Annotated in this window: 24 protein-coding genes and 1 tRNA gene; 12 read left to right on the forward strand and 13 right to left on the reverse strand. The window is 57.6% G+C overall.

Annotated features, from left to right (window positions below):
• Positions 1–139: 139 nt before the first annotated feature.
• A complete protein-coding gene (locus tag ACQK2Q_RS13395) occupies positions 140–1,129 on the forward strand; it encodes a polysialyltransferase family glycosyltransferase (RefSeq protein WP_425410245.1) in 990 nt (329 codons plus the stop codon).
• A gap of 146 nt (positions 1,130–1,275) precedes the next feature.
• Positions 1,276–1,632: a hypothetical protein gene (locus tag ACQK2Q_RS13400; protein WP_425410246.1), complete on the forward strand. Its 357-nt coding sequence runs from the start codon at positions 1,276–1,278 to the stop codon at positions 1,630–1,632.
• A 36-nt stretch (positions 1,633–1,668) separates the two neighbouring features.
• Here the strand turns inward: ACQK2Q_RS13400 and ACQK2Q_RS13405 are convergent.
• The 7 genes from ACQK2Q_RS13405 to ACQK2Q_RS13435 all read right to left on the reverse strand — a co-directional run bounded on the left by ACQK2Q_RS13405 (position 1,669) and on the right by ACQK2Q_RS13435 (position 7,366).
• Positions 1,669–1,745: transfer RNA gene (locus ACQK2Q_RS13405), tRNA-His, on the reverse strand.
• Between the two features lie 77 nt (positions 1,746–1,822).
• Positions 1,823–2,608 (reverse strand): M48 family metallopeptidase, encoded by a 786-nt coding sequence (locus tag ACQK2Q_RS13410; RefSeq protein WP_425410247.1) that lies wholly within the window; start codon positions 2,606–2,608, stop codon positions 1,823–1,825.
• A gap of 107 nt (positions 2,609–2,715) precedes the next feature.
• A complete protein-coding gene (locus ACQK2Q_RS13415) occupies positions 2,716–3,282 on the reverse strand; it encodes an HNH endonuclease (RefSeq protein ID WP_425410248.1) in 567 nt (188 codons plus the stop codon).
• 171 nt (positions 3,283–3,453) lie between these two features.
• Positions 3,454–4,122, reverse strand: coding sequence for a DNA-3-methyladenine glycosylase family protein (locus ACQK2Q_RS13420; protein ID WP_425410249.1), 669 nt, complete (start codon positions 4,120–4,122; stop codon positions 3,454–3,456).
• Positions 4,103–4,981: a glutathione-dependent disulfide-bond oxidoreductase gene (yghU, locus tag ACQK2Q_RS13425; protein ID WP_425410250.1), complete on the reverse strand. Its 879-nt coding sequence runs from the start codon at positions 4,979–4,981 to the stop codon at positions 4,103–4,105. The genes ACQK2Q_RS13420 and yghU overlap by 20 nt, the downstream gene beginning before the upstream one ends.
• Before the next feature lie 143 nt (positions 4,982–5,124).
• Complete coding sequence (locus ACQK2Q_RS13430) at positions 5,125–6,498, reverse strand: glutamate--cysteine ligase (protein ID WP_425410251.1); 1,374 nt, start codon at positions 6,496–6,498, stop codon at positions 5,125–5,127.
• 97 nt (positions 6,499–6,595) lie between these two features.
• Complete coding sequence (locus ACQK2Q_RS13435; RefSeq protein ID WP_425410252.1) at positions 6,596–7,366, reverse strand: 16S rRNA (uracil(1498)-N(3))-methyltransferase; 771 nt, start codon at positions 7,364–7,366, stop codon at positions 6,596–6,598.
• Between the two features lie 78 nt (positions 7,367–7,444).
• Between ACQK2Q_RS13435 and ubiA the strand changes: the two genes are divergently transcribed.
• A complete protein-coding gene (gene ubiA / locus ACQK2Q_RS13440) occupies positions 7,445–8,404 on the forward strand; it encodes a 4-hydroxybenzoate octaprenyltransferase (RefSeq protein WP_425410253.1) in 960 nt (319 codons plus the stop codon).
• A gap of 68 nt (positions 8,405–8,472) precedes the next feature.
• Positions 8,473–8,973, forward strand: coding sequence for a peptide-methionine (R)-S-oxide reductase MsrB (gene msrB / locus ACQK2Q_RS13445; protein ID WP_425411165.1), 501 nt, complete (start codon positions 8,473–8,475; stop codon positions 8,971–8,973).
• 2 nt (positions 8,974–8,975) lie between these two features.
• Here msrB and ACQK2Q_RS13450 read toward each other — a convergent pair whose 3' ends face one another.
• Positions 8,976–10,361: a DUF2793 domain-containing protein gene (locus ACQK2Q_RS13450; protein ID WP_425410254.1), complete on the reverse strand. Its 1,386-nt coding sequence runs from the start codon at positions 10,359–10,361 to the stop codon at positions 8,976–8,978.
• Between the two features lie 232 nt (positions 10,362–10,593).
• Here ACQK2Q_RS13450 and ACQK2Q_RS13455 point away from each other — a divergent pair, with 232 nt between their 5' ends.
• The 4 genes from ACQK2Q_RS13455 (at position 10,594) to ACQK2Q_RS13470 (ending at position 14,941) form a co-directional block, all read left to right on the forward strand.
• Positions 10,594–11,472 carry a mechanosensitive ion channel family protein gene (locus tag ACQK2Q_RS13455; protein ID WP_425410255.1) on the forward strand — a complete coding sequence of 293 codons (879 nt, stop codon included), beginning with the start codon at positions 10,594–10,596 and terminating at the stop codon, positions 11,470–11,472.
• A 223-nt stretch (positions 11,473–11,695) separates the two neighbouring features.
• The gene (locus ACQK2Q_RS13460) at positions 11,696–12,841 is read left to right on the forward strand and encodes a hypothetical protein (protein ID WP_425410256.1); all 1,146 of its coding nucleotides are present in this window, start codon (positions 11,696–11,698) and stop codon (positions 12,839–12,841) included.
• A gap of 85 nt (positions 12,842–12,926) precedes the next feature.
• The gene (locus tag ACQK2Q_RS13465) at positions 12,927–14,561 is read left to right on the forward strand and encodes a ShlB/FhaC/HecB family hemolysin secretion/activation protein (RefSeq protein ID WP_425410257.1); all 1,635 of its coding nucleotides are present in this window, start codon (positions 12,927–12,929) and stop codon (positions 14,559–14,561) included.
• 95 nt (positions 14,562–14,656) lie between these two features.
• Positions 14,657–14,941 (forward strand): DUF6460 domain-containing protein, encoded by a 285-nt coding sequence (locus tag ACQK2Q_RS13470; protein WP_425410258.1) that lies wholly within the window; start codon positions 14,657–14,659, stop codon positions 14,939–14,941.
• Positions 14,942–14,945: 4 nt separating this feature from the next.
• On the opposite strand, the gene ACQK2Q_RS13475 is transcribed toward ACQK2Q_RS13470, so the two are convergent.
• Both ACQK2Q_RS13475 and ACQK2Q_RS13480 read right to left on the reverse strand, forming a co-directional pair.
• Positions 14,946–15,263, reverse strand: coding sequence for a winged helix-turn-helix domain-containing protein (locus ACQK2Q_RS13475; protein ID WP_425410259.1), 318 nt, complete (start codon positions 15,261–15,263; stop codon positions 14,946–14,948).
• A gap of 3 nt (positions 15,264–15,266) precedes the next feature.
• Positions 15,267–15,908, reverse strand: coding sequence for a hypothetical protein (locus ACQK2Q_RS13480; RefSeq protein ID WP_425410260.1), 642 nt, complete (start codon positions 15,906–15,908; stop codon positions 15,267–15,269).
• 81 nt (positions 15,909–15,989) lie between these two features.
• Between ACQK2Q_RS13480 and ACQK2Q_RS13485 the strand changes: the two genes are divergently transcribed.
• Together ACQK2Q_RS13485 and ACQK2Q_RS13490 are read left to right on the forward strand one after the other, a co-directional pair.
• Positions 15,990–16,550: a hypothetical protein gene (locus ACQK2Q_RS13485; protein WP_425410261.1), complete on the forward strand. Its 561-nt coding sequence runs from the start codon at positions 15,990–15,992 to the stop codon at positions 16,548–16,550.
• Between the two features lie 158 nt (positions 16,551–16,708).
• Positions 16,709–17,611, forward strand: a complete 903-nt coding sequence (locus tag ACQK2Q_RS13490) for an aldo/keto reductase (protein WP_425410262.1) — start codon at positions 16,709–16,711, stop codon at positions 17,609–17,611.
• A 2-nt stretch (positions 17,612–17,613) separates the two neighbouring features.
• Here the strand turns inward: ACQK2Q_RS13490 and ACQK2Q_RS13495 are convergent, their stop codons facing one another.
• Positions 17,614–18,006, reverse strand: a complete 393-nt coding sequence (locus ACQK2Q_RS13495; RefSeq protein ID WP_425410263.1) for a hypothetical protein — start codon at positions 18,004–18,006, stop codon at positions 17,614–17,616.
• A gap of 88 nt (positions 18,007–18,094) precedes the next feature.
• Between ACQK2Q_RS13495 and ACQK2Q_RS13500 the strand changes: the two genes are divergently transcribed.
• A complete protein-coding gene (locus tag ACQK2Q_RS13500) occupies positions 18,095–19,144 on the forward strand; it encodes an RluA family pseudouridine synthase (RefSeq protein ID WP_425410264.1) in 1,050 nt (349 codons plus the stop codon).
• Between the two features lie 2 nt (positions 19,145–19,146).
• On the opposite strand, the gene ACQK2Q_RS13505 is transcribed toward ACQK2Q_RS13500, so the two are convergent.
• Positions 19,147–22,461 (reverse strand): hypothetical protein, encoded by a 3,315-nt coding sequence (locus ACQK2Q_RS13505; RefSeq protein ID WP_425410265.1) that lies wholly within the window; start codon positions 22,459–22,461, stop codon positions 19,147–19,149.
• Positions 22,462–22,854: 393 nt separating this feature from the next.
• Between ACQK2Q_RS13505 and rpoH the strand changes: the two genes are divergently transcribed.
• Positions 22,855–23,775, forward strand: a complete 921-nt coding sequence (gene rpoH, locus ACQK2Q_RS13510; protein ID WP_425410266.1) for an RNA polymerase sigma factor RpoH — start codon at positions 22,855–22,857, stop codon at positions 23,773–23,775.
• 62 nt (positions 23,776–23,837) lie between these two features.
• Here rpoH and ACQK2Q_RS13515 read toward each other — a convergent pair whose 3' ends face one another.
• Positions 23,838–24,698 carry a YihY/virulence factor BrkB family protein gene (locus ACQK2Q_RS13515; protein WP_425410267.1) on the reverse strand — a complete coding sequence of 287 codons (861 nt, stop codon included), beginning with the start codon at positions 24,696–24,698 and terminating at the stop codon, positions 23,838–23,840.
• Between the last annotated feature and the right edge of the window lie 34 nt (positions 24,699–24,732).

A 24,732-nucleotide genomic window follows, 5' to 3' on the forward strand; every position in this document is an offset into this window, starting at 1 on the left:
CGCCAAGTCTATCCATTTCCGCATTGATGCAACAACCCACTTATGGCGATAATAAAGTCGGCCGGCCGGCGCAACCATTGGAAATCATTTTTATCATGTTGAGCTACCTCGCCAAATTCGAAAACAGGCGCTGCTATAAATGACTGAGCATATAGGCATCGTTACCGGTCTGTCTGATTTTGCGAATTTTCTGGCCGCGTACAACCTTACAACCCGCAACACAAACAGAGAGGGAGACATTCTCAAAGCCGTCCTGTTCGGAAGGCCGAAGTCGCTCCCGAGCGGCATGCAAAAAGAATTTCTGGAAGTCGTCTGCAGCGCATTTCCGTTTATAGACAGCTTCATTCTGCCGCCGGAAACTGTCTTGAAAAACCGGATCGATTTTGACAACGCCACCCGGTCACGTCTGGAAAAAACGCCTGCAAAACGCATTGTTTACGGAAATGCGCTGCATAAGCCGTTCCACCAGTATCTTTACACCTTTTTGAAACCGGATGAGTTCATCTTTTTTGACAATGGCCTGTCGAGCTATTGGGACCAGCCCCTGGATATTCATGAGACGTTTCCTGAGATCGGGATTCCGATACCGGCTTGCGCCTGTCTCGGATTGGCGCCGCCGCTCCAACCGCCGAACTATCTGAAGGGGCTGACGCAAAAATCTCTTTCTCTTAATGATTTTGATATGGCGTTTGCCGGTCTGCGATCAGCCGGAAAATCGCCCAGGGGCGGCTGGCTGACAGAGACGGTTATCTTCGGCACAAGTATTTTCCGTACAGGCCATTTATCCTGGGAAGAGGAGAGAGGCGTTTATCTTCGTCTCATCGAAACACTGAAACGACGGGGAGAAAACAATATCGTTTTCAAGGCGCATCCGCGCGCCACGGAAAAGCCGATTATATTTGAAAGCGACGGCGTTGATGTATTGGAAAACAGCATACCGGTGGAAGCCTTCGTCAAACCGGGCGCCGCTGGAACCGCATACGGCATCGCCTCAACGTCGCTGATCACCTTTGAGCGCTATTTCGGCTGGAAATCCTATCGCATCGACGCGCCGGAGACCCGAAGAGCGGTGGAGAAAAAACCGCATCGCGGTCTCGCCGCCCGGATCGAGCCGATCATTATCGATTAAGCCGCAAACCAACATAGGCCCTGCATTCGTAGCCTGCTCAGACCGCAGACAAACTGCGCGCGCCGGAAAACGTTCCTTTACTGGATTTGTCATGGAGCCTCGCCTGTTTTAAAGCTGAATTATGTGCTCATTCAATGGAGGGGTAGATGAATATTTTCAGTCGAAAGGTAACGGGCATTGCGGTCTTACTGCCGTTATTGATGCAAAGCGAAGCCCACGCACAGGCGACGGCGGTGGTTACGCCGTGGGCGACGGTTCAGGAAATTCAAACAGCATTGTACAGAACCAACGAAATTTTCGTGAAACTGAACGGCATTGATCCATCGCTTTACAATCCAGGCGGATGCACCCAGGTCAGCGGCTTTCGAAAAAGCAACGACCGCGATTACGATATAGGGTTTGAAATGTTGCTGCAGGCGACCGCAACCGGGCGTGAGGTGAGGCTCAACATCCAAGGCTGCCATGGGATGAGACCGGAAATTATCGGCGTTCAGATTCGTTAGACCGGCTATGATTTCGGAAAACTCGCGTCTTGCAAATGGTACCGCCTCCCCGGTTCGAACGGGGGACCTCTAGATCCACAATCTAGCGCTCTAACCGACTGAGCTAAGGCGGCCCTTCCACAAGAAAGCGCGGAACCTACGCCCGGGACTTTCGCTTTTCAAGCGTCTGGATGAGGCTTTTTCCGTCCGGTCAGGCGCCGCCCTTGAGCACCGCAATTTCCTGCCGCAACTGGGCGATGCGGGTTGCGTCATTCGGGTGCGTCGCGAGAAACTCAGGGGGCTCGCCTTGCTTCATGGAAGACATGTTCTCCCAGAAGCGTACGGCCTCATCCACATCATAATTGGCGCGATGCATGAAACGCAGGCCATACCGGTCCGCCTCCAGTTCGTGCTGGCGCGAGAAGGGCAGGATAACGCCGTATTGCGCGCCAAGGCCCAGCGCCTGCAACGCCACCTGCGAGGCGCCGCCATCGCCAAGCGCGACCTGAGCGACGGAAAGGCCGGCCTGCGCCGCCGCCGTTCGGCCATAACGCTCGCCGGCGTGATTGAATTTCACATGCGCAACTTCGTGGCCCATGACGGTGGCGATCTGGGAATCGTTCGCCATAATGTCGAGAATACCGGTGTAAAAACCGATTTTGCCGCCGGGCAATGCGAATGCGTTGAGGTCATCGGAAGCGAAGACCTCAACCTCCCACCCGGCGGGATTTTCATTGGCCGCCGAAATGATGCGCGGCATCACGCGCCGTACCCGCGATGTGTATTTTGGGTCGTTGGTTGTCGGCTGCTGTTGCTTCAGGTCCGTCCATGCGGAGCCTGCGAGTTGCGCCATTTGCTCGTTCGACGGCGTAAACGCCTGACTGACTGTTTCGCAACCGGGCGCAAGAACGACAATACTGCCCGCCGCGGCCGCTTTTGCAAACGCCCGGCGCGACATGGTCACCTTCTGATCGAGTACGTTGTATTTTTCCGCCATGTGGAAACCCCTTACATCCCTGAATGGTTGCGGCCATCATAATCCACCCGCCGCCGCAGCACAAACGGTGCGCGCGGGACCGGCATATGGCGAACAATGACGGAAGTTTAAGGTTCCAGCTCGGAATCCCAGTACAGGAAATCCTGCCAGCTTTCATGCAGATAATGCGGCGGAAACGCCCGCCCGCGCTCGTTCAGCTCGAACATGGTCGGCCGCTTGGGATGGCGCGCCGGAAACATTTTCGCTTCGCGCGGCGTGCGCCCGCCTTTTTTAATATTGCAGCCGCTGCATGCGGCGACAATATTTTGCCATGTCGTTCGCCCGCCCTGGGAGCGCGGCACCACATGATCGAACGTCAGGGCGTCGCGTGCGGTCGCGCCGCAATACTGACAGGTGAAACTGTCGCGCAAAAATACATTGAACCGCGTAAAGGCCGGCGATCGCGCATGATTGACATAATTGCGCAGCGACACCACAGACGGCAGCCGCATTTCAAACGTCGGACTGTGAACGCGCGTCTCATATTCCGCGACGACGTCAACGCGATCAAGAAATACGGCTTTCAGCGCATCCTGCCAGGACCATAAAGATAGAGGAAAGTAACTGAGCGGACGAAAATCCGCATTCAGCACAAGAGCGGGACAGGCCTCGGGAGATTGCAGCGCGACACTCATCGTCTGCGTCCCCGGACTTCGCTGTCGTTATCTAGTCGATGCCAACTCAAAAACCTGAAAGCGGGTACTCCCCTGCTGTTCCGTAATTATAACAATACCCTGTGAATAATATCTATAGCTGATTCTCCGTGACAGAATTTTGAACAAAAAGGCGATATTTTCGCAACATCGTTAAATTGGCTGTCGGCCCCGCAAATGCGCGTAATATGTCCATAAAACATGGGCGGCGACGCCGCGATACGGCGCCCACTTTTGCGCGCGCGCGTTGAACTGTTTCATATCAGGATAGGGCCCGCGCCGGCGCCCCGCGCAATATGCGGCAAGCAGCGCGACATCGCCCGGCGGCCAGATATCGGCGCGCCCCTCGCAGAACAGAAGGTAAATCGCCGCCGTCCACGGACCGATTCCCGTCACCTGTTGCAGCGCCAGCGATGCGGCCTCGTCGTCCATCTGCGCCAGATCATCAAGACGCAGACGACCGCTTTCCATGTCTTCCGCAAGCGCAAGAACATAGCGCGCCTTTGGACCGGAAAGACCAAAACCGCGGAGACCATCCGTTCCCTGATCAAGCGCCGCGCGCGGCGTGCAGGATTTCATGCCCTGCCCGCAGCGCTTCCAGATCGCCTGCGCGCTCGGCACGGACACCTGCTGCTCGACAATGATGCGAAACAGCGCCTCAAAGCCGCCGGGTCGCCGGCGGATATGCGGCTTTTCAATGACGTCGAGCGCGCGCGCCAGCACCTCATCCTTGCGCGCCAGCGCGGCGGAGGCCGGCGACGCATCGCCGAAAACATCGAGCTGCAGCGGTGATACGTTTTTCTTATTCAGCGCCGCCGCCAATTTTATCCTGCGTTTTTGTTTCAAAGTCGCTGGCGTCGTGACGCTCATGCAATTGCGTCTCGGGCTCGCCGAATGTGCGATTGACCATGCGTCCGCGCTTTACCGCAGGACGCGCATAGATTTCATCCGCCCACCGAATAATGTTTTCATATTCATGCACCTGCAAAAATTCGGCGGCGTCATAGAGCAGACCCTTCGCCATGGCGCCATACCACGGAAAAACCGCCATGTCGGCAATCGTGTAATCGTCGCCTGCGAGGAACTTCGACGCCGCCAGGCGCTTGTCGAGCACATCGAGCTGGCGCTTCACCTCCATCGCAAAACGATTAATGGGGTATTCAAATTTTTCAGGCGCATAAGCGTAAAAATGACCGAAACCGCCGCCAAGATAGGGCGTCGCGCCCATCTGCCAGAACAGCCAGGACAGCATTTCCGGTCGGCGCGACGGATCGGACGGCAAAAACGCATCGAACTTTTCCGCAAGATGTAAAAGGATGGCGCCGGATTCAAAAACGCGAACCGGCTTGTCGCCGGAACGGTCCAGCAGCGCGGGAATCTTTGAATTCGGATTAAGCGCGACAAAACCGCTGCTGAACTGGTCGCCTTCACTGATGCGGATCAGATGGGCGTCGTATTCGGCGCGCTGTTCGCCGCGCTCCAGCAATTCCTCGAACATGATCGTGACCTTGACGCCGTTGGGCGTCGCCAGCGAGTAAAGCTGAAACGGGTGGCGCCCGACGGGTAGGTCTTTTTCGTGGGTGGCGCCGGAAACAGGACGATTGATGCTCGCCCAGTTGCCGCCGCTCTCCTGATCCCAGGTCCAGACTTTCGGGGGCGTATATTCTGATTTTGCGCTCATCGGTATTTTTCCAATCTTTATTTCGCAAACCTATATAGCGATGCAATTCTATTATCTTAGTCGCAATCGCGTGAAGCGCTCGTCGCCTTCCCATTTAAGGGCCAGGTCGAAATCTTCGAATTCGGGCGGGGACCGCCGTCGCCTCAGTATTTACATTCTTCGAACAGCTTCTTCACGTCGCCGTTAAGGTCGTTCTGAAAGTGATCGACCGTATATTCGCCCATGGTGACGCCGGATTTCGCGATTTTCACGAGCGGGTCGAGATAGGTCGTTTCATCTTCCTTCAAATTGCCCATGCGCGCGCGGCGGCGAAGGCCTTCGCGGGAGATCGCGAGCACGTCCAGCGCCACATCCTGCAATGTCCTGCCGCCGATGTCTGCGCTCAACCCGAATCTTGCGGCGTCGCCGCGAAGCTGCTCGCGCATCTCTCGCGTCCAGCCTTTCGCCAGATCCCATGCGGCGCCAAGCGCCTCCTCATCGTATAAAATACCGACCCAGAAGGCGGGGAGCGCGCAAATCCGCGCCCATGGACCGCTGTCGGCGCCGCGCATTTCAAGAAATGTTTTCAGGCGCACTTCCGGAAACGCCGTAGACAGATGATCCTCCCAGTCTTCCATGGTGGGAATTTCGCCCGGCAGCGCCGACAACTCGCCCTTCATGAAATCACGAAAACTCTGTCCCGCCGCATCGATAAATTTGCCGTTGCGGCGCACGAAATACATCGGCGTATCGAGCATGTAGTCGACATAGCGCTCAAAACCAAAGCCGTCCTCGAAGACAAAATGCAATAGTCCCGTGCGGTCGGGATCGGTGTCGGTCCAGATATGCGCGCGCCATGACGCGTAACCGGAATCCTTTCCTTCGACCAATCCGGAATTGGCGAAAAGCGCCGTCGCCACAGGCTGCAGCGCCAGCGATGTCCTGAATTTCGCCGCCATGTCGGCTTCGGAGGCGAAATCGAGATTGACCTGCACGGTGCAGGTCCGGTGCATCATGTCGAGGCCAAGATCGCCTTTTTTCGGCATGTAGCGGCGCATGATGTCATAGCGCGCCTTCGGCATTTTCGGCGCTTCATCGCGGGTCCAGGTGGGTGCGTGCCCCATCCCCAGAAATGCAACGCCGAGCGGGTCGCATACTTTTTTAACCGCATCCAGATGACGGTGCACCTCGTCGCAGGTTTGATGCACATTATCGAGCGGCGCGCCGGAAAGCTCGAACTGTCCGCCCGGTTCAAGAGAAACGCTGGCGCCCTCGCCTTTCAGCCCGATGGGCAGGCCGTCTTCGGCGATAATGTCCCAGCCGGTCTCGATGCTGAGCTTTTCGAGAATCGTGCGGATGCCGGCGGCGCCCTCATAGGGCACGGGTTTCAAATTGGTGCGGCAGAAAACGAACTTTTCATGCTCGGTGCCGATCTTCCACGCGTCTTTCGGTTTTGATCCCGCAGCGAGATAGGCGACGAGTTGATCTTTCGATCCAATACGCGGCGATGCGCCGGTCGATGGTTTCGCGGTCGTCAATGTCTTTCTCCCGGCCCGTCGCGCGCCGCCCGTCGTTTTTGCTCTATAGCGACGCTTTTAAAAGGCCAAGCCTTGACTTCATCACGGCTGCGCGACTTCACGGCCGAATCCAGTCGCCGAGCGCCGCCTGCCATAACACCAGCGCCGAAATGGCCGCAGTGTCGGCGCGCAAAATGCGCGGACCGAGCGTCGCCGCTGTGACAAACGGCTTTGCGCGCAACGCTTCACGCTCCTCCGGCGCAAAGCCCCCTTCGGGCCCGGTCAGCACGGCCCATTGATCAGTATTTCTACGGTGATCTTTCAGCGCTTCTAAAAGGGGCGGCGCCCGGCCTTCCCGTCCGCCCCATTCCGCGCTTTCATCGTCGCCGGCTTCATCGCAAAATAACAGGCGGCGATTTTCCGGCCAGCCGTCAAACATCCGCGCGAATTTTATCGGTTCGCCTACGGACGGGATAGAAAGTCGCCCCGACTGTTCGGCGGCTTCCACAGCGATCGCCTGCAGGCGTTCGACATTCAGCTTCGACGCCACGGTGCGGCCGGTGAGCACCGGCTGCAAGGCGGCGACGCCGATTTCCGTTGCTTTCTGGACAATCGTCTCGAGCGCCCCGCGTTTAACTGGCGCGAAATAGAGCGTAAGCTCCGGTTCGGATGTTTGTTCCCGCGTTTTCGCCTTTACGCCGGCGAGACCGCCCTTCTTTTTCAGCTCTGCGATTTCCGCGGCGAACTCCCCGTCACGGCCGTTGAATAGACGCACTTCATCACCCGGCGCGCGGCGCAGCACATTTTTGAGATAATGCGCCTGCGCGCTGTCGAAGGGCGCCGCGGCGCCGGTTTTCAGCGGGGCGTCGATATACAGCCGGGGGATCATCCTGCTTTTTGAGCTTCGCTTTGCCCTGGCGTCAATACGCCGGTTTGAAAGCATACCGGTGAGCGTTATGATCAGGCCATGACAAATCCGTCCGCCGCCCAAAGTCAGGCCACGCCTGACGCCATTCCGAACAGCTGGGTCGACCGCGCGCCAGGCGCCTTGAAACCGTATCTGCGCCTGATGCGCGCCGACCGGCCGATTGGCGTATGGCTCCTGCTTTTGCCCTGCTGGTGGGGACTCGCGCTTGGCAATCTGAGCGGAACAAATGCCGCCGGCGCGGCCGGGCTGATATCTCTCTGGCATGGCGTGTTGTTCGCAATCGGCGCCTATGTGATGCGCGCGGCCGGCTGCACCTATAACGACATCGTCGATCAGGACATCGACGCCAAGGTTGAACGCACGGCGTTGAGGCCCCTGCCCGCCGGCGCCGTCAGCGAAAAACAGGCGTGGGCGCTTCTCATCGGCCTTTGTCTCACCGGGCTTGTCGTCCTGTTGCAGTTCAACCGTTTTGCGATTTTCACCGGTCTCGCCGCGCTGGCGCTGGTGGCCGCCTACCCGTTCATGAAACGCATAACGTACTGGCCGCAGGCCTGGCTCGGCCTCACCTTCAATTGGGGGGCGCTTGTCGGTTTCGCCGCAGCGGCGGGCGCGCTCGCGCCGGAAGCTTTTGCGATTTACGCCGCCGGGTTTTTCTGGACGCTTTCCTACGACACGATCTACGCTCACATGGACAAGGACGACGACATCCTCATCGGCGTCAAATCCGCCGCCCTGAAACTCGGCGAAAAAACGAAGCCGTGGATCGCCGTCTTCGTTTCCGCAACGATCCTGCTCTTTGCGCTGGCGGGCGCGCTGGCGAACGCTGGCCCCGCCTTTTACCTCGGCCTCCTGCCCGCGGCAGGGCATTTTTTCTGGCAATGGCGCAAACTCGACATTCATGACGGTCACATCTGCTTGAGTTTGTTCAAATCGAACCGGAACGCCGGGCTTCTTTTGTTGCTGGCGCCTGTTTGTGAACTCGCTGCCCGTTCAATCTGACGCCTTCGCGCGTTACATAGGGCGGTGAAATTCGTTCGCAGCCAATTGAGGTATCCGTTATGACCATAATGACCCGGCGCCACCTGACGCTCGGCGCGCTTGTCGCGGCGGCCGGCTGCGGCGTGCAGACAAAGGACAAGGCTATGGCGAAAGATCCCGACCCGTCGACCATCCCCGACTATGAGAAATGGCAATTGTCGCGCGAGGAATGGAAAGAACGCCTGAGCGAGGAAGAGTTCGCCGTCCTGCGCCGCGAGGCGACGGAGCGCGCCGGATCGAGCCCGCTCGACGATGAGAAGCGCGAAGGGATTTTCGCCTGCGCGGGCTGCGGCTACGATCTTTTCAAATCGGAGACAAAATTCGACAGCGGCACAGGCTGGCCTTCCTTTTACGATTACATTCCCGGCGCGCTCGGCACCAAGACTGATATCAAGCTGATTATCCCGCGTACGGAATATCATTGCGCGCGCTGCGGCGGCCATCAGGGCCATGTCTTCAAGGACGGCCCTGAGCCGACGGGCCTGCGTTATTGCAATAACGGCGTCGCGCTGACCTTCAAGCCGGCCTAGCATTAAAGGCCCGCTTCCAGCGCTTTGAGACGCTGGTTCAGCTCTTCGATCAGCACCGCCTGAATTTCCACGGTTTCCACGAGCCGCTGGATCCATTCGCCCGTGGCCATTCCCTTCTCAATGTCGAAAGTCGCTTCATTCGGCATTGAGGTAAGATGGCGCTTTTCGCGCCAGTGTTTTGCGTAACCGTCGAGCGTAAGCGGATCATAGGCGCCGCCGATTCGCGCCGTGAATTTGCGCAAGGGTTCATGTTTTCCCGGCGATCCCGGTAATTTTTTCCCGCTTGATTTTTGATCCGGATGCGCTTTCGTTGGCGCTTTAGCGTCCCATTTCTCCAGATTGACGTCACCGTCAAGCACCTGGTCAAAGACATAACAGGTCAATAAGGCGTTATCGTCATAGACGGCTTGCGCATTGATCGTACCCGCGCCTTTTCCCCCGCCGGTGGGCGAGCCGACAATCATTGCCCCCTCGAATGTTGTTTCCTCGCCGAGATAATCAAACGCAATCCAGGAGACAAACCCTGCAGCCGATGCGTCCCATACGGCCAGAATGAGATCGGCGTGATCGCCTCTGAAATTGAACCGGAAAAAATCGCCGGCGTTGGCCGTATAGCCGGTCACGAGATCGAAACCGATACGCCCGCCCGCAGAATGTGAAGTCTCCAGTACAAATCCATCATTATTACCCGTACAGAGAATATGAAGTTTTTTATCCGGCGCATCGGTCCCGATCCCGATATCCGCTGAATCTTTATCTATAAACAACGCATCGTTCCACGCCGCGCCGTCAGGACTGACCTTGAGATGAAAATTATCATCGCCTGTGAGACCGCATTCGGCGCGGCCCGATGTTCCTGTTTGAAACAGGAGCGAGCCTGTATCGCCTGCGGCGTCCTTGTTGATTTTGACCTGGCAATCGCCGGAGCCCGGCGTTGCGTCGTCATGATTGAACAAGACGGCGTCGGATTTGACGGCGAGTTTATTCGTCGCATCTGCCGTCGTATTGACCCCCAGTTTCGCCGCTGTTTGTGAAGTTCCGCCGCCTGACAACGCGCTCCATACGGCGCCGTCGAAAGCGATAAACTCGTCATCGGCTGCGACCCAGGCGCAAAACCCCTCGACCGCGGCGATTTCAGACCAGGCGCCGTCCTGAAACGCCGCCAGATTATTTTCAGTAAAGTCATCCCAGGCGGCGCCCGAAGCGCCGGATGGAATAATATAAACATCGCCGTCAGCGGGAGTGGCCGGTTCGGCCGTTTCAGTCCGTGAACGGACGGCGCACTGCGTCAATACGTCAAGTCGCCGGAATGTTTCATTGACCGTGACATGCTTTTGCGCCTGGCTGGGCGCAACATAGGATAAGGAAAGACGGGGCGATTGCTCCATTGTGAAGGCTCTCCGATACGCAACAAAACTTGGAAAACGCATCATAAGGCCTTCCGGGAAGTGGTGGATATCTATCCACCAAAGGCGGGATTCAGCGCGATTTTCATCATATAGGTTGTATTTTTTCGCGGTCTGTTCAACTAACAGGTGCGCGCGTTGGCGGCCCGATCAGGCGCCGCCCGGCGCTGACGAATTCGCCATGACGGAACGCCAAGCGAGTAAGGAGATTTTTATGCAGGATGCGACGCAAGATACGACAGCCGCCGGCAACGGGCAGGCGGGCGAAGAGATAGAATTCACGGCCGCCTTTTTTCAGGGCCTCGCCCAGAAGGCCGCCGCGTTCCTGCCAAGCGTCATCGGCGCGCTTATCGTCCTGATCATCGGTCTGTGGATTGCAGGCCGCGTCAAAAAACTGGTGCAATCCGCTTTCAGCCGGACGGGCCGCGTGGATGCAACGCTCGCCGGTTTCCTGTCGAGCCTTATCCACTACGGGCTCATTGTTCTGGTGATCATCACGACGCTCGGCATATTCGGCGTGCCGACAACCAGTTTTGCGGCCGTTATCGGCGCCGCCGGCCTTGCTATCGGTCTCGCCTTGCAGGGAACGCTCGGCCATGTTGCGTCAGGCGTCATGATGCTTGGTTTTCGCCCCTTCGACGTCGGCGATTTTGTCGAAGCCGCAGGCGTCATGGGCACAGTCAAGCATATCGGTCTTTTCACAACGGAAATGGCGACGGTCGATAACAAGAAAATTATCGTGCCGAACGGCAATATTTTCGACGATGTGATCACCAATTTCGCAGGCTACCCGACGCGCCGCGTCGATTTTACCTTCGGCGTTTCCTATGGCGACGACCTGAACAAGGCGATGGATCTGATTAAATCCGAAGTGGAAAAAGACGAACGCGCCAAATCCGATCCTGAACCGGTGATCGCCGTCGACAGTCTCGGGGATTCATCCGTTAACATCATTTGCCGGGTCTGGGTCGAGCGCGCCGATTATTTCCCGGTGAAATGGGCGCTTACAAAAGCTGTAAAAGAACGTTTCGACGCCGAGGGCGTATCGATCCCGTTCCCATGCCGCTCGCTCTATATGGAGCAGGCCGCCTGAATCTCCGGCTGCCTTATAAATTCCGGATAAGAAAACGGGTTTTGCATTGTGAAAAACCTCAGGCGGTTTTGTAAAACCCGTTTCTTATTCAGGAACTTTATGCAATAATTCCGTATACGTCTTGATTTGAACTTAAGATAAACAGCCTAGCCTTCCTTCTGCAGCAGAATGGCGGCGACCATGCGGAGCCTTCCGCATCGTTCAACGCAGAAGGGAGATTACTATGAGTACGGACAGGACGAGGAAACTCGCTCTTTTAATGTCGGCTTGCGCCATGCTGGCGCTGCCGGCGTGTTCATCGCACGGCTCAACACGCGTCGGGCTCGTCGGCCCGCAGGGCGCCAAGGGCGAGACGGGAAATTCAGGACCGCAAGGCCCGCAAGGCGAAGAGGGTCCGGCCGGGCCGCAAGGCCAGGCGGGTCCGCAAGGACCGGCAGGCGCAACGGGACCGCAAGGACCGCCGGGCGATACCGGCCCCCGGGGCGCGCAAGGCCCCGCCGGTGAAGACGGCGAAGACGGCGAAGACGGCAATTTCAATCTCGGCGCCGCCGGCGCGATCACCACAGGCGGGCTCATCGGCCCCAATGGTCTTGGCGGCACGGGCCTGCTTGCGAATACAGGCGACCCTGACAACACGCTGCCGGTAATCGCCAATGTGCAGACCAAAACCGGCGAGACCGTTAATGTGATCGCCCATGGCGGTTACAAGATCGCCAGTAAACTCGACGGCAAAATTCCGGGCGGCGTCCCGCTCGCAGGCACTGTTGTCGGCGTTGTGGATGCGACTGGCCATGCGCTGGTGCAATCGGGCGAAGGCGATATCTATCTGATCGACGGCCTGACAGCCGCGCCGGGCGAGCTTGTCACCGCCACGATCGGCGAGGCCTTTTTGCTCGGCAGCCCGGAAGCGGAGCCGTTGATCGGCGCAAGCATTCTGTCGCCGGAGCAACAAACCGGAGACGTTTTGACGGTTGGCGTCGCCAGCGACGGCGCGCTCGTTAATCTCGGGGTCGGCGGCGCGCTTGCCGGCGGCGGCGGACATTCGCTCGACCCGGTTCTGGACGCCGCATCGCCGGTTACGAATACGCTTGGCGCCGCCGGCGTTATTAATGTCAGTTCGCACTCCGGCGCGAGCGCAGACGCCGGCGGCGCCGGACTTGGCGCAATCCTGAACGGCGACGCCCATTCAGACGCCGGATCGCTGGGCGCGGATATATCGGGAACCGTCGCCGGCGTCCTGGAAGGAAGCGGCGGCGATATTCTGGAGGACGGTTTAAGCAGTACTGTCGAAGAGACGACGGGCGGTCTTCTCAGTGGGGGAGAGGACGATTGCAGCGTTGTCGGCGGACTGCTTGGCGGCGGCTGCTAACGCCGCCCGGCGACCGGGCGCCGCCTGCCCTACGCCGCGCCCGGTCGCACTTTTTCATACGCCAATCTCGCAAAGATCAATCCTTATGCGGATCAAGAAATTCATGCGCGCAGCTCTTGTTGCGCTCCTGCCGGGCGCGACGCTGGCGATGGCGGCGGAACGCGTGACATCGCCACTTGAAGAGCGATTGCGCCCCGGCGAAACGCAAGACAAACAGCCGCGCAACACCGCGCCCATCGCGCCGGCCCCGGCGAAAGCCAGGATTGAATCGGGGGCAGAGTCCTCCGTCCTGATAAGGTCGATCAAATTCGAAGGCGTGCGCGTTCCGGCCATCGTCGCAAACGCCGCACGCCCCTTTATCGGCCGCACCGCCTCGCGCGCCGCGCTGGAAGATCTCGCGAGCGCGCTCACCGCCGCCTATGAACGCTCCGACGTGGCGCTGTTTACGGTCGTCATACCCCGGCAGTCCTTTGAAGACGGTCTTGTGCGCGTGCTTACCGCAGAAGGCTTTGTTGAAAGCGTCACACTAGACGGAGAAGCCGCCGATCACGCGAACACGCTCGTCACCGCCTTTGCAGAACGGCTGACGCGGGAAAAACCCGCCAGCCGCCGAACGCTTGAGCGCCAGCTTTCGTTGATCAACGATATTCCGGGACTGAAGACCGCCTCATCCTTCTCATACGGCCAGCGCCCTGGCGCCGTCCGGCTGACGCTGGCGCTCGATTACCAGCGCCCGACGGTATCGGCAGGTTTCAGCAATCGTTCCTCGCGTTTTGTCAAAGACGGGCAGTTCACCGGCGCAGCGAAAGCCTATCGGCTGTTGCGCGACGGCGATTTCACGTCGCTGAAGCTCGCTGCATCCGTCAATTTCGAGGACTCGCTTTACGCTGGGCTGCAACACACGACGCCGCTCGGCGCGAGCGGCGCGCGCGCCGACATCGGCGCCGCCCTGTTGCGCTCGCGCCCCAGCGGAACCGTCATCGAAGGCGACGCGCAGATTTATACAGCCGGCGTCAGCTATCCGGTTATACGCGACTATCGCACTACGCTTTCCATGCGGGCGGGCGTTGATATTGTGAACAGCGATAACGCCGCATTCGGTTCTCTCATCGCAACAGAGCGAACCCGCGCCGCCGGGCTCAGCGCCGCTTTCGCCCGCAACTGGGAAACGCGGCGCGCCAATTTCAGCGCGGAAATCAAACGCGGGGCGCCGGTCGCAGGCGCGCGCGTTTCCGGCCTTATCGGCGACGCGGAATATTTCAAGGCCCGTATCGACGCCGCTATCGTTCAGTCCCTGGGCGATTCCTGGCGCCTGAAGGCGAACGCCGCCCTTCAGTGGACAGACGATAATTTGCCGGCCAGCGAGCGTTTTTCCGTTGGCGGCGCCAGGTTCGGGCGCGCTTTTTCCGCCGGGCTGATCAACGCTGACAGAGGCGCAGCGCTCCTGCTTGAACCGGCCTGGAGGCCCATCAACGGCGGCGCGTTCGCCCGCAGCGAAATCTACGCCTTCGCCGATTACGCCTATGTGGAAAGCTTTGCGCGCCCGGGCGGCGACAATCGTTATGTTGATCTCGGTTCCGCCGGCGGCGGCGTGCGCATCGCCTATCGGGACAAGGGCTCTCTGGAGCTTGAAATGGCGCGCCCGTTCGATCAGCCGGCGGCAGGATTCGAGCAGGACTGGCGCTTTTCGGCGAGCTGGCGCATCGATATCCGGCCCTGATCCGCGCTGCTGCTGTTGTCAGCCGCTCCATTGATAAGCGTTTCGTTCACGCCTACATTCCGTCTTCAGTTTTGGACAGCAAAATACGGCGAGCCATGAGCGACAACAATTTCAAATCGCGCTTTACCCGCGGCGGCGCTGGCAAAACCGTGCTGCAACTGGCGATCGTCAGTATCGTCGTCGGCGCGCTGTTCACCCTTCTGGGCATCGGCCCGAAAGAATTCTGGCGCGGCGTTTTCAGCAATGTGAAAAGCATTGTCGCTTCGCTCGGCGAAAATTTCGGCGATATCGTCATCACGCTCGGCACTTATCTCCTGATCGGCGCCGCCATCGTCATCCCGATTTGGCTGATTGCGCGGGTTTTTTCCTCACGCAAGTAGAGCGCTATTCCGCCGCTTTCGGTTTCAGGAATTCTTCCATGCGGGCGATATATGCAATCCAGGCGTTGCGCCCTTTGTTCGTGAGCGCGCAAGTCGTCAGCGGACGGCGCCCGCGAAACGTCTTGACGACCTTGACATAACCGGCCTCTTCGAGCTTGCGCAGATGCACGGAAAGATTGCCGTCCGTGCCGCCCACTTTCGCCTTCAGCTCGTTAAACTCCGCCGTTCCCGCGCCTGACAGATACGCCATCACGGACAGGCGGACCCGGCCGTGAATGACATCATCGATATCGCGATAGTCGTATGCTGCTTCGTCATTCATCAATCAGACGATATCGCCCGGTTCGCGGCGCATGAGAAGCGCGCCCGGCAGCGCCGCGGTCAGAATACATCCGGTCCCGCCCAGCAGGAATTGCAAATCGTCTCCCAGCAAAAACAGGCTGAGCATTGAAAAACCCCAGGCGAGACAGGCGAACCATCTGAGCCACGGCAATTTCGCCGCCGTCGCCGTTGCATAAAACGCGACGCCATAAACGCCAAAGGCGATGGGAAACATCAGCGTGAACAGAAAATTTTCCGGCACGCCGAACTGCGTGTAGTTGTCATGAACGATCATGAACGCAATCCACAGGATTGTCATGAATACGCCGACTGCGAACCAGACGGAATTCGCTGTCTGATTGCCAAGGGTCAGGGCGCCGGGTTTGATTTTAGATTTTCGTCCCCATGCCAATGAACCGGCCCAGCCAATCAATCCGGCGACCATCCATGGCGCAAAATACCCGATGGTTCCCGCAGGGATGAAACCGATAGCGACCGCGTAGACAAGCAGCGCCGCCGCGCCCATGAGCCCGCCCCACAGAAGATAGTAAAACCCGCTGACAAGGGGCGCGGTTGCGCCTTCTTCCGCCAATGAACGCACATAGGCGAGTTCGCTCGCCAGATCGTCGCTTCGCGCCTGATTCATCCTGTCCTCCGTTTTAACTTTACAAAATAAAGCTCTTTTGTTTATTTTCAAGCCCTACAGGAAAGAACAAGGACTATTTCGATGAAAAATTCTGCAAACATCAAGATTCTGGCCCGTTTCATAGCCGTTTCCGGTGCGCTGGCCCCGCTCCAGCTTCAGGCCCAGCCGCCGACCCCGCCCGCGCCCAAAGTGCTCGCCGCCATGGAAAAACTGTCATGGCTTGAGGGCGAATGGCGCGGCGATGGCTGGCGCATGGGCCCTGACGGCAAAGAAACCTTCAGCGTCACTGAAACCGCGGAATACGTCCTGGACGGTATGGTGCTGACGCTGCACGGGCGCGGCTGGAGCGAGGACGAAGACGGAAATGAAGTCGAAGGCCACAAGGCGTTCGGCGTAATGTCTTATGACGCATACGCACAAAGGTATCATTTCGACGCTTTTGTAAAAGAAGGTTACCAGTCGCGTTCAACCCCGCAAATCGGCGAGAATGACTATCGCTGGTCGCATACCGGCGGGCCCGGCGTTGAGATGCGTTACTACGCGCGCCTGAACGATGAAGGGCAATGGATTGAAACGGGCGAGCGCTGCGAAGGCGATAATTGCACGCAAGTGTTCGAAATGCGCCTTTCGAAAGCAGAATGAACGCTGAGGTCTGCGGTGAAACGCGCGCCCTGTGCGGCGAACTGCATTGATATGGCGCGTGCGCTCCTGAAAACTCGCCATACCTGAACAGGCGCGCATGCAGGCGCTTTAAGCCTGCTGAACCTGTGTCGCATGGACATCGCCAAAGGCGTATTCGAATGATCAATCGCCGTCATATCATCGCGGGGGCTGCGAGCGCCGCCCTCGCCCCTGCGCTGGGACGGGCGCAACCGGCGCTGTTGACCAAAACCATAGCGTCAACGGGAGAAATCACGCCCGCTATCGGTATGGGCACCTGGCTGACCTTCGATGTAGGCGATGATCCGCAATTGCGGCGCGACCGGCTCAATGTGGCGCGGGCGTTTTTTGACCTCGGCGGCGCGATCATCGATTCATCGCCCATGTACGGCTCGTCCCAGCGCGTTGTCGGGTATTGTCTTGAAAATCTGAAGAACACGGACGCGCTGTTCGCCGCGGACAAAGTCTGGATCGGCGGCGGCGAGAACGGTCCGCGGCAGATCGAACAGAGCCGCGAAAGCTGGGGCGTTGAGCAATTCGACTTAATTCAGGTGCATAATCTGGTGAGCTGGCGCGATCATCTGGAAACCCTGTTCGCCATGAAAGCAGAAGGGCGCCTGCGTTATGTGGGCGTAACCAGTTACGCCGGGCTGCGCTATGACCAGATCGAAGCCATCATGAACGCCCACCCCGTCGATTTTATTCAGATTACGTATAATCTTGTGGACCGGGAAGCGGAAAACCGCCTGTTGCCGCTGGCGCGGGAGAAAGGCGTCGGCGTCATCGCCAACCGGCCGTTTCAGGAGAGCCGCCTGATCGACGCCGCCAAACGGCGGCCGCTGCCGGAAATGGCCGCAGAGATCGGCGCGCAAAACTGGGCGCAGTTCCTGTTAAAATTCATCGTCTCGCACCCCGCCGTCACGGCGGCGATACCGGCGACCCGCCGCGTCGATCACATGCGCGAAAATATGGGCGCGCTTACCGGCCCGCAGCCGGACGCCGCCTTCCGGCGCGCGATGACCGGCGTCGGCGAAGGTATTTAGCGCTAAGGCGCTTGCGCTTGCGCCGTCAGCTGAACGCGGGCAATGACCTCGCCTTTTTCAAGATCGTAGACGATCACCGTCACCCCGTCCGGCCCATCGATGCGCACGGCGAGCCGGTCGCCGTCCAGCGCAATTGCGCCCGGCGCCGCGCCCGCCGGATAGCTCAGCGCATCGGCGGAGACTGCCGGTGTTTCACCGGCAATCGTTTCACCCCCCGCCGCTTTTTGGGGCGCGCCGAAAACGGCAATGACGCCCATCACCGCCACCAGAAAGAAAAACGGCATTGCGATAATGATGAGGATGAGATTGCGCGCGCCGATTGAATGGGCGAGCGAGCCGAACTTCGACGGCTCTGCGCCCGGAGACGGGGCGTAATCATTTTCGGTGCCGGTCATCGCCTTGGTCTGTTCCTCATTTACGGCGCTTCTTTTTACAGCGCCTCTATGGCGCATGGCCCGCAGGCCGGGTACACCGCCACGGGTTATGACTGCAGACAGCCAAAGCCTCAAGCCCGATGAGACCGGCGCCTACGTCTTCACCGTGGGCGAGGGCGATATCGGCGCGCGGCTCGACAAATGGCTCGCGGCGCGCATCGCAGCGCTGACCCGCTCCCGGCTGAAAGCGCTCATCGCGGAAGGGGCCGTAACGCGTGACGGCGCAGCGTTTACCGACCCGTCATGGAAGCTGCGCGACGGCGAGACATACCGGCTGGCGCCGCCCCCGGTCGCCGACCCGGAACCCGAAGCCGAAGCGATCCCCATCGAGGTCGTGTTTGAGGACAGCGATTTGATCGTCGTCAACAAGCCCGCTGGACTGGTGGTGCACCCCGCCGCCGGCAACTGGACAGGCACGCTCGTCAATGCGCTGATCCATCATTGCGGGGAGAGCCTTTCCGGCGTCGGCGGCGTTGCACGCCCCGGCATTGTTCACCGCATCGACAAGGATACGTCGGGCCTGCTGGTCGCCGCCAAGAATGACGCTGCGCATCAGGGCCTCGCCGCTGCTTTTTCCGTACACGATATAGATCGCGTTTACGAAGCGGTTGCCGTGGGCGCGCCCCGGCCCGGCTTTGGCGTGATCGACGCGGCGCTGGCGCGCGCTACGAAAGACCGCAAAAAAATGTCGGTTTACGCTGAGGACGAACACACCGGCGCCCGCCGCGCCGTGACGCATTACAAGGTTATGGAACAGTTTGGCCGGACACGGGCGAAGCTGAAAGGCGACGCGATCGCATCGCTGATCGAGTGCCGGCTGGAGACCGGACGCACGCACCAGATCCGCGCGCACCTTTCCCATATCGGCTGCCCGCTGATCGGCGACCAGATGTATGGCAAGGGACCGGGGCTTTCCGGGCTGAGACCCGGCGATGACGCGGCGGATCATGCGCTGGCTGTTCTGAATAAATTCCGCCGCCAGGCGCTGCACGCAAAAGTCCTGGGCTTCGCGCACCCGGTCACGGGCGAGAAAATGCGTTTCGAGCGTCCGCCGCCGGAGGATTTTCAATCGCTCCTCGGGGCGCTGCGGGCGCTTTAGCCTCATGTAAAAATAAAATCGTCCTCGTGTAGTTCAGCCTTCGTAACGTTCAGCAGCAGGATGGTATTGCCGCCGCCGAAGTCGATTGTCGTATGGGCTCCGTCGTCGGAGGCTGCGCCTATAACCTCTGCAAATGTGTCAAACGCCGCCCCTAAGGCTACTAGCTGAATAACGTCATCTGTACCCGCCCCTGGCGTAAAGTCATCATAGATGTCATCGCCATGACCCTGCCGGAACTGAAATAGATCGTCGCCCGCACCGCCGGTAACGCTGTCCGCGCCAAAACGGCCATTCAACGTATCATCGCCAGCGTCTCCCTTAAGACGATCAATCCCGCCGCCGCCCGTGAGTGAGTCATCGCCGTCATTACCCAACAAAGTGTCCGCCCCGCCGCCGCCGAACAGGCGGTCATCACCCTGATAGCCCCGGCCGACATCGTCGCCGTTAGCGCCGCCTAGTAAATCCCTGCCGAAGCCGCCGCGAAGATCGTCATTATCGCCGCCGCCGATCAGCGTATCGTGACTGCCGAATCCGTGCAGCGTATCTGCTCCATCGCCGCCAAAGACAGAGTCCCGCCCCGCCTCGCCGCTAATTGCGTCGTCTCCCGCTCCGCCATCAATCGTGTCGTCGCTGCCGCCGCCGGAGATGGTGTCGGCGCCTATCCCGCCTATCAGTGTGTCCAATCCTCTTCCGCCATAAACAACGCCATTTATGTCGCCCAGAGAATTATCAAGAAAGTCATCGCCAGAACCGAAATCAACATCGCCATTTATTACACCATCTGTATTATCAATCCGATCTTCCCGCCCTCCCAAAAAAATATCGCCCTGGATTAAGCCGCTATTATATAATTCTTGCACGCCGTTTTCGTTAGCGGAGATTGCATGGTCAGCAACAATGCTGCCGGTATTCTCTATGCGCGTTATTCCTCCGAAAATTCTTGAATCGAAAAGCACTCCAATGCTAACGCCACCCGGCTGTAATTCTTCCGCATACAAATCTCCGGAATTTACAATAACACTTTGATAGTCCGCATCTATAGCAATCGCACCAGCACCGATTGCCGTGACCGCACCCGAATTCTCAACACTGCCGCTTCCTTCGCCTATAATACCTATCGCAGACCCCGCATCCGCCACAGCGGAAATAGTTCCATCATTTGTAACCCTGAACGCTTCAGAAGAAATCCCCACCGCGCCGGCTGAAATTTGATTTTCAACGACGCTGATATCAATTTCTCCTGTATTGTGAACAACGGACGCGCGATTTCCTGCTCTAATTCCGGCAGCAGAAGAATCGGAGATTATAATAATCTCGCCACCGTTCGTTACAGTCTGTTGCGCACTAGCAATACCTGTCGCACGGGAATCCGGCTCATTCAAACCAGTCTGTATTATTTTAATAAGCCCCAAATTTGTGAAATCGCCGTCCTTTTGAACAACAGATCCTGCGAGCAAAGTAGAACCATGTCCCTCCAACAAAATTGTTCCCTCATTGACGAATTCCCCTCGATAAGACTCTATTCCATAAATGCCCGCATTTTCGCCACCGACGCTGTGCGCAGCTCCTGCCACCGTTCCCTTGTTCACGACAAAAGATTCAGTATTAAGCCGCACAATTTCGCCGTAAGTATTAAAGGTAATGTTCTCAATACCCCCAGTTGGCTCTATAGTTACATTCAAACCAAAATGTATTGGGCGAAAGCCATTGGCGTCGATATATGAAAATGAGATTGTCTTGTTGTTGCTTCTGATTTGCGGGTCAAGGTCATCCAGCAATCGGAAATCATACGAATTTAGATCCGTGAGCTGAATATTAAGAAGCGTAAGAGCGTCGCCGCCGCCCAGATCAATAATGACATCATCCTCATTTTGCGTCGCCGCATCTAAAATTTCCTGAACTGCTGAAAAAGGGCTTGTGGATACATCAAATTCGATGAAATCGCCATCAATCACACGCGTCGAAAAATCTTCAACCACATCCTGGCTTCCACCGCTGGCAAAGAAAAATATGTCGCGTCCGGAACCGCCAAACAATGTATCGGCGCCAACACCGCCATTCAGATGGTCATCACCCTCGCCGCCCGTAAGGGAATCACTGTCTGGGCCTCCAGCCAGAAAATCATTGCCGCTACCACCGTTTAGTAGATCGTCACCTTCATCACCATATAGAAAATCTGGATCTGTATCGCCGCTTAGTATATCCTGACCCAGACCGCCCCTCAATTCATCCGTTCCAGCTTCGCCAAATAACCTGTTGGAAGAGGCGTCCCCAATTAAAGTATCGTTATAGGGTCCGCCGATGATGTTTTCTATGCTGGAAAATGTATCGCCAAGCGCATGATAACCGCTGGTGTCTCCTGTATCTAAATTGACTAAAACGCCGGATAAAAATTCGCCTGATGATCGGTATGAGGCAGTATCTTCTCCGGAGCCGCCAATTAATTGATCAGCGCCTCGTCCGCCCTCCAGAGTATCGTCGCCCGAGTTTCCATTGATCGTATCATCCCCGCTCAAGCCATAAAAAAAATCGTCCCCATCAAGAAGGTCCACATTGTCACGGCCACCGGTATAACCAAGACCAGACTGACTCCTACTTTCAAAACCAAAAAGAGTATCGTCGTCAGTCGTGGGCGCTAAAACCAGTAATCCAACATCTTCCAGAATGGCTGCGTCAAGCTCAGAGATTACTAAACGATCTCCCGGCTCCAATCCTGAATTAAAGAGGTCAATTCTCCGATTAAAGTGACTTGGATCATCTCCAAGTTGTACATCACCGTTATAGACTGACTTGGCTTTGGAGCCGGTAAAAAAGAAAACGCCGTTAGTTTGGGTAAGCAGCAGATCATATTCGGTTATATCCCCGCTCGGGTCTCCGTAAAACGAAGCAAATCCAAGACCGTGTCCGATTTCGTGCAAAAGCACCGTGAAAAGGTCATACTCATTGGACGCAACGCCAGCGTCCGCAATCCCGCCCAAATGATATTCTCCGGCGAGTAACGTGTCCAAATTCACATCAATGTAAATATCAGGCGCGGCGCCGTTCGGGTCTGTTCCTGTCTGTAATTCGAGTATCGTACCCGCCTGATAGACATCCTCACCGCCAGGCCCCACGCGGTCAAAAATAAAATCCGGGCCCGCCTGCGCAAGCACGTCATCGTCAAGCGAAATAAAATTGATTTCAATATCGAGCGTAGCGGCGGACCCGAAATTTATATAGCGCCCCCAATAATCCGCAGCGTCGGCAAGAACATCCATTATACTATCGAGAAGAGCTGGCGAGACACCGCCATTGTGCCCTACTGTGAATGTCCACATACCAGAATCCCCCTGTATTTATGGTTATTTGTGTAGACTTTAGCGATTACGCTGTAAGCGCGCCACCCGCCGACTTTTCTAAAAAAACCAAGTCGTCATTTACTGGAGACAAATATCACTGGCGCGAACGCCGCGACCTCGCGCCCCGCTCGCGTCCTTTTGACTGGATTTTCGCCGCAATTTCAGCAAAAAGCGCTTTTATTATAGGCAATTAGCAAATTCCGGGCTTCGGGCTTCGGGCTCAAAGCTTGGGATTGGCGTTCCGGCTCCCTATATCCTAGGCAACGCCCGTCAAGAGGCGGCTTTCCAAAAGGGGAATTCAAAAGAACGCCCGCCTGACTGAACTCAACGCCGCCAATGCGTGTTGAGGAGAGAGAAAGAGACTTTGCGCTTATGAGTAATGCACTGACCACAACCGGAACCGCCCTGACGCCTGAAGGCAGCCTGTCGCGCTACCTCGCCGAGATCCGCAAATTTCCCATGCTGGAAAAGGACGAGGAGTATATGCTCGCCAAACGTTTCGCCGAGCATGAAGACCCGGAAGCGGCGCAAAAGCTGATTACGTCGCATTTGCGGCTGGTGGCGAAAATCGCCATGGGCTATCGCGGCTACGGCCTGCCCATCGGCGAGGTGATCTCCGAAGGCAATGTCGGCCTTATGCAGGCGGTAAAACGGTTTGACGCGGACAAGGGTTTCCGCCTCGCCACTTACGCCATGTGGTGGATCCGCGCCTCTATTCAGGAATATATCCTGCGCTCATGGAGCCTTGTGAAAATCGGCACGACCGCCGCGCAGAAAAAACTGTTCTTCAACCTGCGCAAGATCAAAGGCCAGATCGACGCCGTCGATGAGGGCGATCTGCGCCCCGAACAGGTCGAGCATATCGCAACCAAACTCGGCGTGACGCATGACGATGTCATCAGCATGAACAGGCGCATGTCCGGCGGCGAAGCGTCGTTGAACGCGCCCATGAGCAAAGACGCCGACGGCGGCGGCGAATGGCAGGACTGGCTTGTCGACGACAACGCCGTCAATCCTGAAACCAAACTCGCCAATGAAGACGAATATGACATGCGCATGGGATTGCTTGAACAAGCCCTGGCGACGCTCAATGAACGCGAGCAGCACATTCTGACCGAACGGCGGCTGAAAGATAACCCGTCAACGCTGGAAGAACTGAGCCAGGTTTATAACGTCTCGCGCGAGCGCGTGCGCCAGATCGAAGTGCGCGCTTTTGAAAAGCTGCAAAAAGCTATGAAACGCATGGATAAAGACGCCCGCGCGCGACAACCTGAAACCGCCGAAGCGATGTAGCGGCGTCGGCCCGAGCCGTTATAGAAAAACAAGGCGGCGCCCGTGAAAAGGCGTCGCCTTTTTTATGCGCCGCGATCTTTCGTGTTGTCCGGCAAAACCTCTGAATCGATTTCAGCGCCCACCAGAAAAACGAAGGCTGAAACCCAGAACCACATCAGCATGACAATCACCGCGCCGATAGAGCCGTAGGTTTCATTGTAATTCGCGAAATTCTGTGCGTATACGGAAAAGGCGATGGAGGCGAATATCCACAAGACGACAGCCGCCCCTGCGCCGGGACTGATCCAGCGCCACGCATCATCGCTCCGGCTTGGCGCAAACCGGTAGAGCGCAGCAATGCCAAGCCATGCGCCGGCGAATAAAATCGGCCAGCGCGCGAGCCCGATCAACGGTTCAAGAAGGCCGCCAAGCCCCACCAGTTCAAATACAATCGGTACAATAGCCACGGCCGCAATCGCCACGACAAAGCCGATGGTGATCGCGATCGTCATCAAGAACGCGATAAAATTGAACTTCAAAAAGCCGCGGCTTTCTTTTTCATTATAAACGATATTCAGCGCCGTCATGATCGCCTTGACGCCGCGCGAAGCGCTGAAAAATGAAATCGCCAGCGAAAAAATCAGCGTGACGGAAACAACGCCCTCATCGGCGGCGGCGACCTCGTAGGCTTGCTCGCGCAGGACCGTCATGACATCAGCGGGCAGAACGCCTCTGAATTCAGACAAATGCGCGGATATTTCACCGGGATCGGCAATCAGCCCCCAGACGGAAACAGCAGCGGCCAGCCCCGGGAAAATCGCCAGCAAGGCGTAAAAGGCGACGCCTGCAGCGGTGAGACCGATCCGGTCGTCGTTGATCTGCCGCACAATCCGCGGCGCGAGCTCGCGCAGCCTTGCAAAATGTATTTTCCAGCGCTCAGTCATAATATTCAGGCGCTGCGCCGGCTGTGGAAAAGGG

The sequence above is a fragment of the Hyphococcus sp. genome, assembly GCF_965228385.1.
Classification (GTDB): domain Bacteria; phylum Pseudomonadota; class Alphaproteobacteria; order Caulobacterales; family Parvularculaceae; genus Hyphococcus.

What these genes read in the sequence shown, in the direction of transcription:
- ACQK2Q_RS13410 (WP_425410247.1), bottom strand. Translation starts at nt 2,608, where the DNA reads ATGGCGGAAAAATACAACGTACTCGATCAGAAGGTGACCATGTCGCGC.
- ACQK2Q_RS13470 (WP_425410258.1), top strand. Translation starts at nt 14,657, where the DNA reads ATGAGCGACAACAATTTCAAATCGCGCTTTACCCGCGGCGGCGCTGGC.
- ACQK2Q_RS13455 (WP_425410255.1), top strand. Translation starts at nt 10,594, where the DNA reads ATGCAGGATGCGACGCAAGATACGACAGCCGCCGGCAACGGGCAGGCG.
- rpoH (WP_425410266.1), top strand. Translation starts at nt 22,855, where the DNA reads ATGAGTAATGCACTGACCACAACCGGAACCGCCCTGACGCCTGAAGGC.
- yghU (WP_425410250.1), bottom strand. Translation starts at nt 4,981, where the DNA reads ATGAGCGCAAAATCAGAATATACGCCCCCGAAAGTCTGGACCTGGGAT.
- ACQK2Q_RS13490 (WP_425410262.1), top strand. Translation starts at nt 16,709, where the DNA reads ATGATCAATCGCCGTCATATCATCGCGGGGGCTGCGAGCGCCGCCCTC.
- ACQK2Q_RS13450 (WP_425410254.1), bottom strand. Translation starts at nt 10,361, where the DNA reads ATGGAGCAATCGCCCCGTCTTTCCTTATCCTATGTTGCGCCCAGCCAG.
- msrB (WP_425411165.1), top strand. Translation starts at nt 8,473, where the DNA reads ATGACCCGGCGCCACCTGACGCTCGGCGCGCTTGTCGCGGCGGCCGGC.
- ACQK2Q_RS13395 (WP_425410245.1), top strand. Translation starts at nt 140, where the DNA reads ATGACTGAGCATATAGGCATCGTTACCGGTCTGTCTGATTTTGCGAAT.
- ACQK2Q_RS13485 (WP_425410261.1), top strand. Translation starts at nt 15,990, where the DNA reads ATGAAAAATTCTGCAAACATCAAGATTCTGGCCCGTTTCATAGCCGTT.
- ACQK2Q_RS13495 (WP_425410263.1), bottom strand. Translation starts at nt 18,006, where the DNA reads ATGACCGGCACCGAAAATGATTACGCCCCGTCTCCGGGCGCAGAGCCG.
- ACQK2Q_RS13400 (WP_425410246.1), top strand. Translation starts at nt 1,276, where the DNA reads ATGAATATTTTCAGTCGAAAGGTAACGGGCATTGCGGTCTTACTGCCG.
- ACQK2Q_RS13435 (WP_425410252.1), bottom strand. Translation starts at nt 7,366, where the DNA reads ATGATCCCCCGGCTGTATATCGACGCCCCGCTGAAAACCGGCGCCGCG.
- ACQK2Q_RS13465 (WP_425410257.1), top strand. Translation starts at nt 12,927, where the DNA reads ATGCGGATCAAGAAATTCATGCGCGCAGCTCTTGTTGCGCTCCTGCCG.
- ACQK2Q_RS13500 (WP_425410264.1), top strand. Translation starts at nt 18,095, where the DNA reads ATGACTGCAGACAGCCAAAGCCTCAAGCCCGATGAGACCGGCGCCTAC.
- ACQK2Q_RS13460 (WP_425410256.1), top strand. Translation starts at nt 11,696, where the DNA reads ATGAGTACGGACAGGACGAGGAAACTCGCTCTTTTAATGTCGGCTTGC.
- ACQK2Q_RS13415 (WP_425410248.1), bottom strand. Translation starts at nt 3,282, where the DNA reads ATGAGTGTCGCGCTGCAATCTCCCGAGGCCTGTCCCGCTCTTGTGCTG.
- ubiA (WP_425410253.1), top strand. Translation starts at nt 7,445, where the DNA reads ATGACAAATCCGTCCGCCGCCCAAAGTCAGGCCACGCCTGACGCCATT.
- ACQK2Q_RS13475 (WP_425410259.1), bottom strand. Translation starts at nt 15,263, where the DNA reads ATGAATGACGAAGCAGCATACGACTATCGCGATATCGATGATGTCATT.
- ACQK2Q_RS13515 (WP_425410267.1), bottom strand. Translation starts at nt 24,698, where the DNA reads ATGACTGAGCGCTGGAAAATACATTTTGCAAGGCTGCGCGAGCTCGCG.
- ACQK2Q_RS13480 (WP_425410260.1), bottom strand. Translation starts at nt 15,908, where the DNA reads ATGAATCAGGCGCGAAGCGACGATCTGGCGAGCGAACTCGCCTATGTG.
- ACQK2Q_RS13505 (WP_425410265.1), bottom strand. Translation starts at nt 22,461, where the DNA reads ATGTGGACATTCACAGTAGGGCACAATGGCGGTGTCTCGCCAGCTCTT.